The sequence below is a fragment of the Borreliella lanei genome (genome assembly GCF_014205895.1).
Lineage (GTDB): Bacteria > Spirochaetota > Spirochaetia > Borreliales > Borreliaceae > Borreliella > Borreliella lanei.
Window position 1 is genome coordinate 123610 of the sequence record NZ_JACHFC010000001.1, and the last position, 15487, is coordinate 139096.

Here is a 15487-nt window from a genome sequence, read left to right on the forward strand (position 1 = left end):
CTAAAAAACTGCTACTAAAGCCTAAAACCAGCATTATTGCCATAAAGATTATTTCTCAAATCCCTAATCTTAGCATCATCAACATACTCGGAAAAAGTCATATACCTATCAATTATTCCGTTGGGAGTAAACTCAATAATCCTATTAGCAACAGTATCTATAAATTGATGATCGTGTGACGTAAAAAGAACAACTCCTTTAAACTCTTTAAGCCCGGCATTTAAAGATGTAATTGCCTCAAGATCTAAATGATTCGTGGGTTGGTCCAGTATTAAAACATTAGCTCCGCTAAGCATAGCCTTAGCAAGCATGCATCTTACTTTTTCTCCCCCTGAGAGAACATTTACCTTTTTCAAAGCTTCATCTTGGCTAAAAAGCATTCGACCTAAAAATCCTCTAATATAAGTTTCATCTTGTTCTTTTGAATACTGACGCAACCAATCGACTAAATTTAAATCTAAATCAAAGTATTTTCCATTATCTTTATTAAAATATGAAAAATTAACAGTAGAGCCCCATTCATAATGACCTTTATAATTTCTATCTTCATTTGTAATAATATCAAACAAAAAAGTTGCAAACATTGGATTTCCCAAAAAAACAATTTTTTGCTGGGGTTCAATAATAATGCTAAATTTATTTAAAATTAAATTCCCTTCAAATTCTTTTATTAAATTTTTAATTGTAAGAACATTCTTGCCAAGTTCTCTTTCGCTTTTGAAATTAACATAAGGAAACTTCCTTGAAGAAGGCTTTAAATCTTCAACCCTTATTTTTTCAATCAACTTTTTCCTTGATGTTGCTTGTCTAGACTTAGATGCATTACTAGAAAATCTTTGAATAAATGTCTTAAGTTCAGCAATTTTATCTTCAGATCGCTTTTTAGCATCTTTTAGTTGCTTGTTTAAAATCTGACTTGTTTCATACCAAAAATCATAATTTCCAAGATACACTTGAATCTTTCCATAATCAATGTCAACAATATGAGTACAAACTTGATTTAAAAAATGTCTATCGTGAGATACAACAATAACTGTATTTTCAAAATTAATTAAAAACTCTTCTAACCATTTAATAGATTGTAGATCAAGGTTATTGGTAGGCTCATCAAGAAGCAATATATCAGGATCACCAAAAAGTGCTTGAGCTAAAAGAACTCTAACTTTTAAAGCCCCTTCAATATCACCCATTAGATTATTATGAATTGCCTCATCTATTCCAAGACCCTTAAGAAGAACCGCTGCATTAGATTCAGCCTCGTACCCTCCAAGCTCTGAAAATTCTGCTTCAAGCTCTCCAGCCCTAATCCCATCCTCATCAGTAAAATCAAGTTTACTATAAATTTCATCTTTTTCTTTTTGGACAGAATAAAGTCTTTTGTGACCCATAATAACAGTATCGATAACCTTATATCCATCATAAGCAAATTGATCTTGCTCAAGGGCTGCTAATCTTTGATTTTTAGGAATAGATATTTCACCCTTACTAGCTTCAATCATTCCCCCCAATACTTTTAAAAAAGTGCTTTTTCCTGCCCCATTAGCACCAATTATTCCATAGCAATTTCCAGGAGAAAATTTAATATTTACATCTTTGAATAAAACTCTCTCTCCAAATGCAACTTCCAAATTACTTACAGTTATCAAACCATTACCCTGCCTAAATTGATATTCTAATAACAAAATTATCTTGGAAATTAATTTAATTTTCAAGCACCATATAATATATTGACTCAACTCTCAATTTTTTCGTATATTTAATATTATTACATAAGGAGATGTTTGAAATGAAAAATATTAAGCCGTTAGCTGATAGAGTTTTAATAAAAATCAAAGAAGCTGAGAGCAAAACAATCTCAGGACTTTACATACCAGAAAATGCAAAAGAAAAAACAAATATTGGAACAGTTATAGCTGTTGGTTCCAATAAAGAAGAGATCACTGTAAAAGTTGGTGACACTGTGCTTTACGAAAAATATGCAGGAGCTGCTGTAAAAATTGAGAATAAAGAACATTTAATACTAAAAGCAAAAGAAATAGTTGCAATAATAGAAGAGTAAAAAGCTAAGTTTAGCTACTTAGCTTTAATTTTTATAAAATATTTTATAAAAATTACAAATTTATACATAAAAACTTATTATTCTGATCAATCAAGTTAAAAATTTCAAGCTTACAGAATTCTGTAAGCTTGAAAAAATAAAATTAAATGGAAAAGCCAATTTTTAAAGAAAAAACCATATATTCAAGCAAATTCGATGACATCTATTACAATCCAAAGCATGGCATTGAAGAGAGTTTTTATACATTTATTAAAGGCTGCAATCTAGATTCAGAATTAAAAACAAAAGAAAATCTTTTAATAGCAGAGTTGGGATTTGGAACAGGATTAAACTTTATATGTCTTTTAAAATTCATAAAAGAAAACAACATAACCTCAAAAATTAATTATTATTCTATAGAAAAATTTCCACTCGAAAAAAAAACAATAATGCAAATTTCAAAGTTCTTTGTTCAAGAAACTGCTTATTTTAAATTAATGTTAAAACATTATCCTAAAATTCCAAAAAAAAATTTAAAACTAAAAATAACAGAAAATGTTAATTTAAAAATCTTAATTGGAGACGCTAAAATAAAAATCAAAGAAATTCCAAAAAATGTAGAATACTGGTTTTTAGATGGATTTAATCCCAAAAAGAATCCTGAAATGTGGAACAATGAAATATTTAATTTAATTTCTGAAAAAAGCAGCCCAGAATGCAAGCTTTCAACATTTTCCTCTGCAAGAATTGTAAAAGATGGCCTAAAACTCGCTAATTTCAAATACATTAACATAGAAAAAGGATTTGGAAATAAAAGACATATGATAAAAGCTCAAAAAAATTAAAAATTTACTTTTAACATAAGCCGTTAAAAAAATTCCATCAAGTATGATATACTACTAAATGGCACAAGGAGAATTTTAATGACAAGAAAAATGTTTGTTATGGTATTAATCTTTTTGATATCAAATAATTATGTTTTTGCGAAAGACACAATCAAAGATTTGTTCTTTATAAAAGATATACTAATAAAAAAAGAAAAATATTCCGAAGTTCTAAATAATGCAAGCCTCGAAGGCATTATTGAAATTGAACATAACGGACCATACATTAAAGATCACGATTCAGAAGTTAAGCTTATCTTAAAAGAAAACGGATATAGAAGAAATTTTAGCTTTTTCAATCTTTTAAATACTAGCAATATAATCAAAAGTCTAAGCTTATTTGATAGCAGACCAAAAAACATTAAAGAAAATGAAATCATGCTATTAGAGACAAAAATGATTAAAGAAAATCCCTATAAACGATACAAAGATGACGATGATTTTGAATTAAAGTTGAGTGTAACTCGAAAAAATAATCAAATTTATTTAATTCTTGATTTCGATTTTATCTTTGATCAAAGAAAAACATTTCCATCAATTTACATTAAAGAAGAAGATGTCTCAACAATAACAAACAGCTTTATAAAGCTACAAGATTCAAACTTCTTATCCTCTCAAATATTAAATAATAATTAAAGATTCAAAATGCTATTTCTAATAGCATTTTTTTTAAAAGTTAACCACACCAATTTCATTACATAATAAATTTTTAAATCTTTTTACAGATTTTTTAAATTAATAATATAGCTATTTATTTTATTAATTAAAGAAGAAAATTCTATAAATTTTAATTTTTCAGATTCAATAATTTCCTTAGGAGCATTCATTAAAAAATTTTTATTTTCAAGTTTCTTTGAAACAGAAATATTGAGCATTTTATACTTTTCAAGCTGTTTTTCAAGCCTTATCAATTCTTTGGTTTTATCTATCAATAACTTAACATCCGCATAAATTTCAAAACCAACTGCAGCTACACCAAGCATGCCATCATAATTTTCATTGTAAAATATGTTTTTAAAATTAATCATTCTTTTTACAATGCTTTCATTAGCCTTTAAATATGCCTCATATTTAAAGTCAGCATCAAACTTCAAAGCAACATCAATTTCAACGCTAGCAGGTATATTAAATTCGCTCTTAAGTGTTCTAATAGCTATAATGAAAGTTTTCAATACTTTAAAACTTTCAAATTCTTCTTGAAAATTATTAGCAATATCAAAACTTGGATATTCATTTAAAGCTAAAATATCTTCTTTTTCTGAAAATTCAGAATAAATTTTTTCTGTAACAAAAGGAATAAACGGATGTAAAATTAACAATGCTTTTTTAAGAAAAAATAGCAACTTAGAAATAGCCATATTTTGAATATCAATATTTTCATTATTTAAATCAATTTTGCTAATTTCAATATACCAATCACAAAAATCATTCCAAAAAAACTCATAAACAAATTTTGAAGCTTCATTATATTTATAATTTGCAAAAGAAGATTCTACGCCAAGAATAGTCGAATTTAAGCCTGTAAGCAACCATTTGTCAATGTTGTTAAATTTCAAATCATTTAATATTTCTCTATTTTTTAAATTTAAAAGAATAAATTTAGAAGCATTAAAAACTTTGTTTGCAAACTTAGCTCCAAACATAAAATCTTTAGTCTCAATATTTAAATCCTGACCCTGAACTGATAAAAAGGATAAAGTAAACCGCAAAGAATCACTTCCATACTCATAAATAATATCAAGAGGATCTATTCCATTGCCTAAAGACTTTGACATTTTTTTGCCTTGTTTATCACGCAAAAGAGGCGTGATATAAACATCTTTGAAAGGAACTTGCCCTGTAAATTCTAATCCTGCCATCACCATTCTTGCAACCCAAAAAAATATTATATCGTAAGCTGTTATTAAGGTATTTGTTGGATAATAATTTTTAAAATCAACAGTAACATTGGGCCATCCAAGCGAAGAAAAAGGCCATAACCAAGAAGAAAACCAAGTATCAAGAACATCCGGATCTTGAACAAACCTCTTCCCCACATTCTTTTCATCTAAAGAAGGATCAGCATCACTAACAATAAGCTCAGATGTATCAACATCATACCAAACCGGTATTCTATGCCCCCATACAAGCTGTCTTGATATACACCAATCTTTAATATTTGACAGCCAATATTTATATGTATTTCCCCACTTTTTAGGATAAAACCTTAATTCTCCATTCTCTAAAGCCTTTAAAGCTTTGTCTGCCAAAGGCTTCATTCTCACAAACCACTGAGTAGACAAATAAGGTTCAACAACCTCACCTGAGCGATAACAATGTCCAACCTGTTGCTTATGCTTCTTAACATCTTGCAAAAAGCCTTTTTCCATTAATTCTGCTTCAATTTTAAATCTTGCATCCTTCACGCTTAATCCTTGGTATTGCAAAGGAACATTTTGATTAAGTTTTCCATCTTGAGTTAAAATATTGACCTTGGGAATATTGTGCCTTTTTGAAATTTCAAAATCATTAGGATCATGCGCAGGAGTAACTTTTAAAGCCCCAGTGCCAAAAGCGCTGTCAACATAAAAATCTGCAATAATTTTTATCTTTTTAGTTGTCAAAGGAATTGTAACCTCTTTGCCAACTAAAGACTTATACCTCTCATCATTGGGATTAACAGCAATAGCAGTATCCCCAAACATTGTCTCAGGCCTAGTTGTTGCAATCTCAATAAAAGAAGAATTATCAATAAAATACTTAACAAAATAAAGCTTGCCATCAACTTCTTTGTATTCAATCTCTTCATCGCTAACAACACTCCCAGATCCAGGATCAAGATTAGCAAGATACTCGCCCCTATAAATCAAGCCTTTAGAATATAAGTCTTTAAAAACTTTGTTAACAGCCCTACAAAGACTCTCATCAAGAGTAAATCTTTCTCTTGAGTGATCATAAGACGCCCCAAGTTTGTTTATCTGATTAACAATTATACCCCTATGCCTATCTTTTAATTTAAAAATTTCTTGAACAAGCTCTTCTCTTTTAAAATCATCCTTGCTTTTACCAATCTTTTTAAGATGTCTTTCAAAAACAGCCTGCGTTGCTATTCCTGCATGATCTGTGCCAAAAAGCCACAAAGTATTGTGCCCTTTCATTCTTTTATACCTAACAAGAACATCTTGCAAAACAAAATTAAGAGCATGCCCCATATGCAACACGCCAGTGACATTAGGAGGAGGCGCAACCATACTAAATTTTTCAAATAAAGAATTATCTGGCAAAAAAACATTATTTTTAAGCCACTTAGTGTAAATTTCATCTTCAAATGCCTTAGGATCATATTTTTCAAGAGGTCTACAATTCATCGTTTTAAAAATCTCCTACCATTTCAATAACTTTTAAATTTTCAAAAACCTCTTCATAAGTTTTTGAATTTATAAGATTTGAGAAATATCTACTCTGTCTTTCTTTCTCAGTAAAATATATCTTAAAATATTTTTTAAGTTTATTAAAATCTTTTTCAAGTCCCCAAGTAGCATGGAAATCCTTTATATGGAATTTTAATATATTTAACCTAAAATTTAAATTACTGTCTAAAAAGTGTTTTGAAGAAGTCTTAAATAAATTCAAATTATCAAAAATTCCACGACCAAACATAATCCCATCAATTGAATATTTATCAACATAATATCTAGCTTCCTTGAGGCTCAAAACATCCCCATTGCCAATAATAAGAGTAGAAGGACTAAGATTATTTCGTAATTTAACGAGTTCATAAAAAATATCAAAATTAACAGGACCTTTGCTCTGATTAACAGCAAGTCTTGGATAAACCGTTAACATATCAATTTCAAGGCCTAACAAAAACCCCAGCCAATCATCAACTTCTGGATATGAAAATCCGTGCCTGGTCTTAACACTAAGAGGCAAATTAAATCTCGCGCAAGCTTCTTTGCTTGCAAGAATTATTTCTTTAGCCAAAGATTTATTATTAATTAAAGCTGAACAAACTCCTTTTTTAATTATTTTACTCTTGGGACAACCCATATTAATATCAATTCCCCAAAACCCCATGCCTCCTAATATTTCTATTGCTCTATAAAATTGTTCAGGAACATTGCCCCAAATCTGAGCAATTAAAGGCCTATTAAGTTCGTTGGGTTTTAAAAAAATATGTTGAATAGATTGTTTTGATCCATTTAAAATTCCTTTTGTAGAAATAAATTCAGTAAAATAAATATCGGGTTCTCCTTCTTTAGATCCTATTAAATGAATTAAATTTCTAAAAACAGTATCGGTAACGTCTTCCATTGGAGCCAAAATCATAATTGGAAGAGGAATATCAAATAAAAACTTCATAAAATGACTATATAATAATAAAATGAAAATTTAAGAAAAATAAAACAGCCGCTTAATAAATTTAGATCTCTAAAAAGAACATTGCCATTTTTAAAATAAAAAAACAACACTAAAGGATTGTCAATAAAGGATATAATCATAAAATTTTAAAAGTCAATAAATAATTTTAATAAAAAAATAACTTAAAAAATCAATCCATAATAAGGCTCTCGCCTGGAACCTTGGTTTTTCTTATTAAAGTATCTTTATATCCAGTAGATTTAATAAGCTCTATATTTCTTTGAACATCATCAGCATTAGTAGGGATAAAAACGGTATAAAACGGCCCGTGAGAATTTACTACAACAAAAAGACCCGCTTTCTTTAATATTCGATAGGCCCTATCGGCATAATCTTTTTTTCTATAAGATCCAACTTGTATGTAAAAATCTGTTTCTTTATCAGCAGAAGCTGCGTAATCTGCCAATAAATTCGAAGATTTGTTTTCAACAGAAATATTTTCGTCTGATTGCTTAGTTTTTTTCTCTTCTTTAATCTCAGGAGCACTAAATGTTTTTTTAAAGTCGCTAGATCTAGATTTTGATACAGAAGGTCTTTTTTCATTCGCACTAATTACTTCAATTTTTACAGGAGCAACCCCTATTCCTAAAAAATCAAGCTTCTCGGCAGCATGTTTTGATAAATCAATTATTCTATCCTTCCTAAAAGGCCCTCTATCATTAATTCTTACAACAACTGACCTATTATTTAAAAGATTTGTAACCCTTACGGTAGTATTAAAAGGCAATTCCTTGTGAGCAGCAGTAAGCGCCATCATATCAAATTTTTCGCCATTAGCAGTAATTTTACCATGGAAAGCTTCGCCATACCATGAAGCAAGGCCTACTGTGGCAGAATTTAAATGAGAAGCAATAAAAAAAAATACAAATAGAAAAACAAAGTTTTTATTATCTCTTAAGATGGCATCAATTAAATTTCTCATAATGTTTATTATAATATAAAAACATATTTCAACAAACAATTAAGCTTGCAAATTGCTTATTTACATTTTTTTTGATTTAATTATAAAAAGAAAAAAGTCTAAAAAATGATATCAACAGAAATAATTAGCAGCAGCCAAATACAAAAAGCAGCAAAACTTATCAAAATGGGAGAGCTTGTTGTATTCCCAACAGAAACGGTTTACGGAATTGGTGCAAATGCTTACAATGAAGATGCTGTAAAAATGATTTTTTTAGTAAAAAAAAGGCCCATTAACAATCCTTTAATAGTACACGTTGATACAGTAAAAAAAATAAAAGAACTATCAGAATATATTCCCAAAAGTGCCCTCATGCTAATCAAAAAGTTTAGTCCGGGCCCTTTAACTTATGTTCTTAAAAAATCAATAAAAATATCTAGATTTGTAAGTGGAAACCTAGACACAGTGGCAATAAGAATTCCTGCGAATAAAACGGCTTTAAGCTTAATAAAAGCATCCAAAGTCCCCATAGTAGCACCGTCTGCAAATATATCAAAAAGACCAAGCTCAACAAATTTCGAAATGGCCTTAAAAGAATTAAATGGACTTGTAGGGGGAATAATAAAAACAGAGGGGAGCAAAGACTTTAATATTGGAATCGAATCAACTGTGATTGGATTTGACCTAAAAGATAACGTGCTGATATTAAGACCGGGTGCAATAACAAAAAAAATGATAGAAAATGAACTTCAAGGAAAATATACAGTAAATTATGCAGAAACAAAAATAGAACTAGAAAAATCACCCGGAAACATAATAGAACATTACAAGCCAAAAATTCCTGTCTATTTATTTAAAAGTCAAGATAACATAAGAAGATATTTAAACAAAGATACAAAAATACTTATAACAAAAGCTACTCTAAAATCCTATTTATTTAATTTTTTTTGGGATAAAAAAAATATTACAGTATTTAATACTCTTGAAGAATATGCACAAAATCTTTATAAAGAGCTGGTAAATGCTGAAAACAGCTACAAACAAATACTTAGTGAATTCTTAAAAGACGAAGAACTTGGATACTCAATAAACAATAGAATCAAAAAAGCCAGTTCAAATAGATTCATTAACAAAAAATGATGCTAAATTATTATTTTAAAAATTCAAAAAGCATAAATATTCATTAATAAAACAATGCTAAAACTAAAAGTCTAAAACCACAACACCCCCCACCCTCAACAAGAACCAGCAAATACCAACCAAGAAGACTTAAGCTTAAGTATTACAAGCAAATTTTCGCATAATCAAATAAGAAAAATTTCAATCTTTTGATTAATTGAAATAATCGTGGATTAACATAGTATACTCAAGTGGTATTTTGTCTTCATCAAAAGCAATACCAAGCGCAAAAACCTTCCCACTAGGCGTCTGAATAATGCTTAAACTTTTTGATTTACCTTCAATAAAAATTTCTTCATCCATAAATTCAAAACTAAAAATCAAATCAATTGTATCTTCCTCAACATCCCCATAATCAAAAGAAGAAATTACTAAAGCACCCCCATAAGATAAATCTTTTATTAAGCATTTATGTTTTGTTCCATTAAACTTGATAAAAGCTCTATCAGAATCAATTTTTAGCTTTCTAATAGAATCTTTATCAATAATAATCCTCTCATGAATTCTTTGATTTTGACCAAGTTTTAAATCAAGAAGCTTTCCAACTTTAATAGCAATCTCTTCTGGTGCAGGAGATAAAAATTCTAATGTTAATAAATTGTATTCTTTATTCAAAGAAGAATAAGCAGAAGCACTCAATAGCTTTACAGACAAAAAGGGAAAAAAAGCCGCACTACTCTTAGAATCTGAATTTTTTTTAAGTTGAATAGAGCCTAAATTTTTATTTTTAGCCAAAGCGGGCAATACCGTATCTTCTTGAAAGATAAGCTTAAGAGAATCCATAGAAATAGAATAAATTACTCCAAAAACAGTATAAGAGCCTATTCTCATTTCAATAGTATTGCGAAGATTTAAAAAACTATTTATCTCTGTACTCATTTTAATCTCTTTGCCCCTATACTTAGCTCCATAATCTCTTATTTTTCTAGATAAAAGCATAAACCTCTCCTTTCTCCTTTTTTGAATATAAAAATACTAAACAAAGCTTAAAACTGTTTTAAACAGTTTTACACTAATAAAAAAGTTTAAAACAATTAAGCTATACACACGTTTAATCAACAATAAATAAATCTACTCTTAAAATCAAAAACATACCATCACCCACTCCTCATAGCATCTTTTAATTAATAAAACTTAAAAAACGCTGCTTACATAGTGTAAAATTATAACAATAATTTTACACTATAACAATCAACCTATAACATTATTAATTCTTATACACTTATAGTATACTTTAGTAAAAAGTATGAAATTAAATAGCCCCAATTTGAAAAAAATAAATACGCACAAGCTGCTTATTTATTTAACATATTTCACAGTTAGCTTTTCTATTATCACCCTCTCATTAGCAGTATCTAAGACCATAAACATACAAAAAGATAAAAATTTTGGATATGTAAACCCAGCAGTTCCTTCAAGGCTTTTAGATATTAATGGGAAACAAATAACTCAATTTATATCCGATGAAAATAGAGAATTAATGCCTTTGAGAAAAATGCCTGACAATCTAATTAATACACTTTTAATACGAGAAGATATTGGTTTTTTTTCTCATCGAGGTTTTTCTTTGATGGGAATATTTAGAGCAGCATTTAATATTGTTCTTGGCAGATATTTTTCAGGCGGCAGCACATTAACCCAACAACTTGCAAAGCTTCTCTATACAAATCAAGCAAGAAGATCTATTTTGAGAAAATTACATGAAATATGGTGGGCAATTCAACTTGAAAAAAAACTCTCAAAATACGAAATACTAGAGAAGTACCTTAATAAAGTTTATTTTGGAAACGGAAACTATGGAATAGTTGCAGCATCAAAATTCTTTTTTGGCAAAAGTGTAAATAAAATCAATACAGCAGAATCTGTGATGATGATAATTCAACTTCCAAATGCAAAACTTTATTCACCTCTTTACAATCCAGAATTTTCAAAAAAAATACAACGTGCGGTTTTAAACCAAGTTGTATCAAATGGAATAGTCAAAGCTGAAATTGCTGAAAAAGAATTTAATGAATACTGGCAAAATTATGATTGGACTAGAATGGCTGACACATCTGCAATTTCAAACAAAAAAGACCAGGCTCCTTATTTCTCTGAATATATAAGGCAAAAAATACTAAAATATTTACCAGATGGTGCAAACATATATAAAGATGGGTACTCAATATATTCAACCCTTGATCTTGAGGCACAAAAATATGCAGACAAAGTTACAAACGATATGATTAATAAAGCAAGAACAATGCACAATTTAAATAGATCATCCGAAACAATAATTATTAATTCAGAAATTGTCCCTGTAGTAGATGCAATATCAGATTTATTAGGAATTAAAAATTTAAGAATAAATGGAAGGCAATATAAAAAACTGAGAAAAAGAAAATTTTACGAAGACAATATTGATCTAATTGCAAGCTTTGGAGCTATACTTGGAATTGATAAAATAGATAAGGCAACAAAAGAATATATTATCAAAAATAAATTAACACCAAAACTAATTGCACAGCCTGAAGGAGCAATGATAGCAATAGATACAACAAGCGGAGCAATAAGAGCCATGGTTGGGGGAAGTGGGCATACTAAAGACAATGAATTTAATCGAGCCACACAAGCAAAAGTCCAGCCTGGAAGTGCATTCAAAGCATTATATTTTGCAGCAGCAATTGATCTAAAAAAAATAACAGCTGCCACAATGTTTTCAGATTCTCCGGTAGCATTCCTAAATAAAAATGGAGAGGTTTATGCTCCAGGAAATTATGGTGGCAAATGGAGAGGTAACGTTTTAACACGTCAAGCATTAGCCTTGTCCTTAAATATTCCAGCATTAAGAATATTAGACAAAATAGGTTTTGACGCTGCAATTAGCTACTCTTCAAAACTACTAGGAATAACAAATCCAAAAGAAATAGAAAAAACGTTTCCAAAAGTTTATCCGCTAGCACTAGGTGTAATATCGGTTTCTCCAATCCAAATGGCAAGAGCCTTTGCAATTTTAGGAAATAGTGGTAACGAAATCGAACCTTATGGAATAAGATACATTGAAGATAGAGCTGGAAGAATAATAATAAATGAAGAAGCACGTATATTGGCTAAAATAAAAAGTAAAGATCAGGCTCAAATAGTGTCTCCTCAAACTGCTTATATCATCACAGATATGATGAAATCAACAATTCAATACGGAACCTTGGCAAATCAAAGATATACAAATCTCAAAAATTTTAAATCAGACATTGCTGGAAAATCGGGAACAACACAAAATTGGGCAGACGGATGGGCAATAGGATACTCTCCTTATATAACAACAGCATTTTGGGTTGGATTTGACAAAAAAGGATATTCACTAGGAATATCTGGAACAGGAACAGGATTGGCAGGACCTAGTTGGGGAGAATTCATGGCAGAATATCACAAAAACTTGCCTAAAAAGGTTTTTGTAAAGCCTGCAGGAATAATTAGTATCCCTGTGCAAGCAGAAACAGGGCTACTACCAGAAGAAATTGCTGATGAGAAAATAATAAATGAACTATTTATTTCTGGTACCCAACCAGTTGAAAAATCAAAATATTATGAAAATAAACAAGAATTTAAAAATACAATAGAATTTAACATATACGGAATTGATGAGATTAATAATAACGATGAAATAAATTTTGACACTCCTGAATTTGAATATCTTGATAATAATCTTGAAAGCCTTAACAATGACAACAATAATGATAACAATAATCTTGAGAGCACCAATAATAATGAAGAAAATAAAAATGAAGATGAAATAGAAATGAACATGAAAGAACCCTTAAATGAAATAGAAAATAAAAACTCACAACAAGATTTAATAAATAATAACAATAATAACCAGGAAATGCTTATTGAAAATACCAAAAAAATTAAAGACGAGGTCATTGTTAATGAAACAAACATAGAAGCACAAAGCACAAAAGAATTAAATTCAAACAATAATGAAAATGAGAAAATTAACAATAAAGACGTCAATGGAGAAGATATCCAATTGGATTAAAACAATAAAATGTTAATAGATATTGATCAAATAAAAATAAAAAAAAGAATTAGAAAAAATATAGGAGACATTGAAACTCTTAAAAACAGCATTATAAAACATGGATTAATTTATCCAATAATAATAGATAAAAATAAAAATTTGATAGCGGGGCTTAGAAGATATCAAGCTTTAAAAGAAATCGGTTATAAAGAAGTTGAAGTAAAAGTAATCTCAATTGAAAACAAAAAAACTTTACTTGAAATTGAACTTGACGAGAATAATGTTAGAAAATCATTTACAAGAAGCGAGGCAAACACGGGAGAAGCTTATTTAAAAATTTATTCTGAAAGCAATATAATAATAAGATTCTTTAAATTTATTATCTTAAAAATTAAAAACATGTGTAAAAGAAAAAATAGAAAAATTTAAACCATAACAAAGGGGTGTGTTTATGTTAAATTACAAAAATCTTAATGAACTTGAAAATTTTAAAATCCTTGAAGGAATTGCTCCAGAAATGCTCAAAACGGCATTAACTGGGAAAAGAATAAAAGAATACGACATTACAATAGAAGGAGATAGTGTACATTATAACTATGCTTCAAAGCAAATTAATGAAAACCACCTTAAAATTTTTCAAAATTTAAGCGATGAAGCAAATTTAATAGAAAAATATAAAGAAGTACTTGATGGGGAAAAGATCAATATTAGTGAAAATAGAAAAGTCCTGCATCACCTTACAAGAGGGCAAATTGGTAAGGACGTAATAGAAGACAATAAAGAAAATATGAGGGAGTTCTTCCAATCAGAACTTGAAAAAATATATAATTTTGCAAAGCAAATTCATTCTGGGAATATTAAAAGTGCAAATGGTAAAAAGTTTGAAAATGTAGTTCAAATAGGAATTGGTGGATCCAGCTTAGGCCCAAAGGCCCTTTATAGCTCAATAAAAAATTATGCAAAAAAACATAATCTAGCTTTAATGAATGGTTATTTTATTTCAAACATTGATCCAGACGAATCAGAAGAAGTATTAAGCAGCATTAATATTGATGAAACGCTTTTTATTATTGTCTCAAAAAGTGGAAATACATTAGAAACCAAAGCTAATATGCAATTCTTAATAAACAAATTAAAATTAAATGGCATAAAAGAATATAAAAAACAAATGGTGATTATAACATTAAAAGATAGCATGTTAGCACTAGAGGAAAAAGGATATCTTGAATATTTCTTCATGCATGACTCAATAGGTGGAAGATTTTCTCCAACATCAGCAGTTGGACTTACACTGCTTACTCTTTGCTTCACAGAAAAAATTGTAAAAGAAATTATAAAAGGAGCCAACAGGGCTGACAAAAAATCATTAAACAAAAACGTAAAAGACAATGCATCTCTCTTGGCAGCGCTAATTAGCATATATGAAAGAAATGTTCTCAACTACAGTAGCAACTGCATCATTGCCTATTCTAAAGCAATGGAAAATTTTTATCTTCACTTACAACAACTTGAAATGGAAAGTAATGGAAAAAGTGTAAACAGATTTAACGAAACAATAAATTACAAAACTGTAAGAATAATTTGGGGAGGCATTGGAACAGATGTTCAACATTCGTTCTTTCAAATGCTTCACCAAGGAACAGATATAGTTCCAATGGATTTCATAGGTTTTAATGAAACACAACTTAAAGAAGATGTAATATCTGATAACAGCTCAAGCAATGACAAATTAAAAGCAAATTTAATAGCCCAAATAATAGCATTTTCAAAAGGCAAAGAAAATGATAACAAAAATAAAAATTTTAAAGGCGAGAGGCCTTCTGCACTAATATATTCAAAAGAATTAACGCCTTATACAATAGGAGCAATACTCTCCCATTACGAGAATAAAGTAATGTTTGAGGGATTTTTATTAAATATAAACTCATTCGACCAAGAAGGAGTTCAGCTGGGAAAAATTATTGCAAATCAAATTTTAAAAAAAGACACTTTTAAAGATGAAGTAATAGAATCTTATTCTAAAAAAATTTTAAAACAAGATTAATTAATTAATTTTTGAATATATCACCTTAAGTTTAAAAAAG

The 15487-nt window shown here is 29.1% G+C and carries 12 protein-coding genes; 7 read left to right on the top strand and 5 right to left on the bottom strand.

The annotated features are described in order from the left end of the window. Positions 1 to 14 precede the first annotated feature (14 nt). Entirely contained in the window at positions 15 to 1646 is a 1632-nt protein-coding gene (locus tag HNQ06_RS00545; protein WP_184106902.1) for an ABC-F family ATP-binding cassette domain-containing protein, read from the bottom strand. 140 nt (positions 1647 to 1786) lie between these two features. Here HNQ06_RS00545 and groES point away from each other — a divergent pair, with 140 nt between their 5' ends. The 3 genes from groES to HNQ06_RS00560 all read left to right on the top strand — a co-directional run bounded on the left by groES (position 1787) and on the right by HNQ06_RS00560 (position 3558). After that, positions 1787 to 2059 (top strand): co-chaperone GroES, encoded by a 273-nt coding sequence (groES, locus tag HNQ06_RS00550; protein WP_002557327.1) that lies wholly within the window; start codon positions 1787 to 1789, stop codon positions 2057 to 2059. A 146-nt stretch (positions 2060 to 2205) separates the two neighbouring features. Continuing rightward, positions 2206 to 2883, top strand: a complete 678-nt coding sequence (gene mnmC2, locus HNQ06_RS00555; protein ID WP_184106904.1) for a tRNA (5-methylaminomethyl-2-thiouridine)(34)-methyltransferase MnmC2 — start codon at positions 2206 to 2208, stop codon at positions 2881 to 2883. Positions 2884 to 2961: 78 nt separating this feature from the next. Continuing rightward, complete coding sequence (locus tag HNQ06_RS00560) at positions 2962 to 3558, top strand: hypothetical protein (protein WP_184106906.1); 597 nt, start codon at positions 2962 to 2964, stop codon at positions 3556 to 3558. 83 nt (positions 3559 to 3641) lie between these two features. Here the strand turns inward: HNQ06_RS00560 and valS are convergent, their stop codons facing one another. The 3 genes from valS to HNQ06_RS00575 all read right to left on the bottom strand — a co-directional run bounded on the left by valS (position 3642) and on the right by HNQ06_RS00575 (position 8245). After that, positions 3642 to 6269, bottom strand: coding sequence for a valine--tRNA ligase (valS, locus tag HNQ06_RS00565; protein WP_184106908.1), 2628 nt, complete (start codon positions 6267 to 6269; stop codon positions 3642 to 3644). A gap of 4 nt (positions 6270 to 6273) precedes the next feature. Further along, on the bottom strand, positions 6274 to 7263 hold the full coding sequence (locus tag HNQ06_RS00570; RefSeq protein WP_184106910.1) for a tRNA dihydrouridine synthase: 990 nt from the start codon (positions 7261 to 7263) through the stop codon (positions 6274 to 6276). Between the two features lie 190 nt (positions 7264 to 7453). Continuing rightward, positions 7454 to 8245, bottom strand: coding sequence for a septal ring lytic transglycosylase RlpA family protein (locus HNQ06_RS00575; RefSeq protein WP_184106912.1), 792 nt, complete (start codon positions 8243 to 8245; stop codon positions 7454 to 7456). A gap of 105 nt (positions 8246 to 8350) precedes the next feature. Between HNQ06_RS00575 and HNQ06_RS00580 the strand changes: the two genes are divergently transcribed. Next, the gene (locus HNQ06_RS00580) at positions 8351 to 9364 is read left to right on the top strand and encodes an L-threonylcarbamoyladenylate synthase (protein WP_184106914.1); all 1014 of its coding nucleotides are present in this window, start codon (positions 8351 to 8353) and stop codon (positions 9362 to 9364) included. A 192-nt stretch (positions 9365 to 9556) separates the two neighbouring features. Here the strand turns inward: HNQ06_RS00580 and plzA are convergent, their stop codons facing one another. Then, positions 9557 to 10342 carry a c-di-GMP-binding receptor PlzA gene (gene plzA, locus HNQ06_RS00585; RefSeq protein ID WP_184106916.1) on the bottom strand — a complete coding sequence of 262 codons (786 nt, stop codon included), beginning with the start codon at positions 10340 to 10342 and terminating at the stop codon, positions 9557 to 9559. 307 nt (positions 10343 to 10649) lie between these two features. On the opposite strand from plzA, the gene HNQ06_RS00590 reads away from it, so the two are divergent. From HNQ06_RS00590 to HNQ06_RS00600, 3 genes are read left to right on the top strand one after another with little or no spacing between them, the layout of a single operon-like run. Continuing rightward, the gene (locus HNQ06_RS00590; protein WP_184106918.1) at positions 10650 to 13421 is read left to right on the top strand and encodes a penicillin-binding protein 1A; all 2772 of its coding nucleotides are present in this window, start codon (positions 10650 to 10652) and stop codon (positions 13419 to 13421) included. A 9-nt stretch (positions 13422 to 13430) separates the two neighbouring features. Then, positions 13431 to 13832: a ParB N-terminal domain-containing protein gene (locus HNQ06_RS00595; RefSeq protein WP_184106920.1), complete on the top strand. Its 402-nt coding sequence runs from the start codon at positions 13431 to 13433 to the stop codon at positions 13830 to 13832. Between the two features lie 22 nt (positions 13833 to 13854). Next, positions 13855 to 15447: a glucose-6-phosphate isomerase gene (locus tag HNQ06_RS00600; RefSeq protein WP_184106922.1), complete on the top strand. Its 1593-nt coding sequence runs from the start codon at positions 13855 to 13857 to the stop codon at positions 15445 to 15447. Positions 15448 to 15487: the final 40 nt, after the last annotated feature.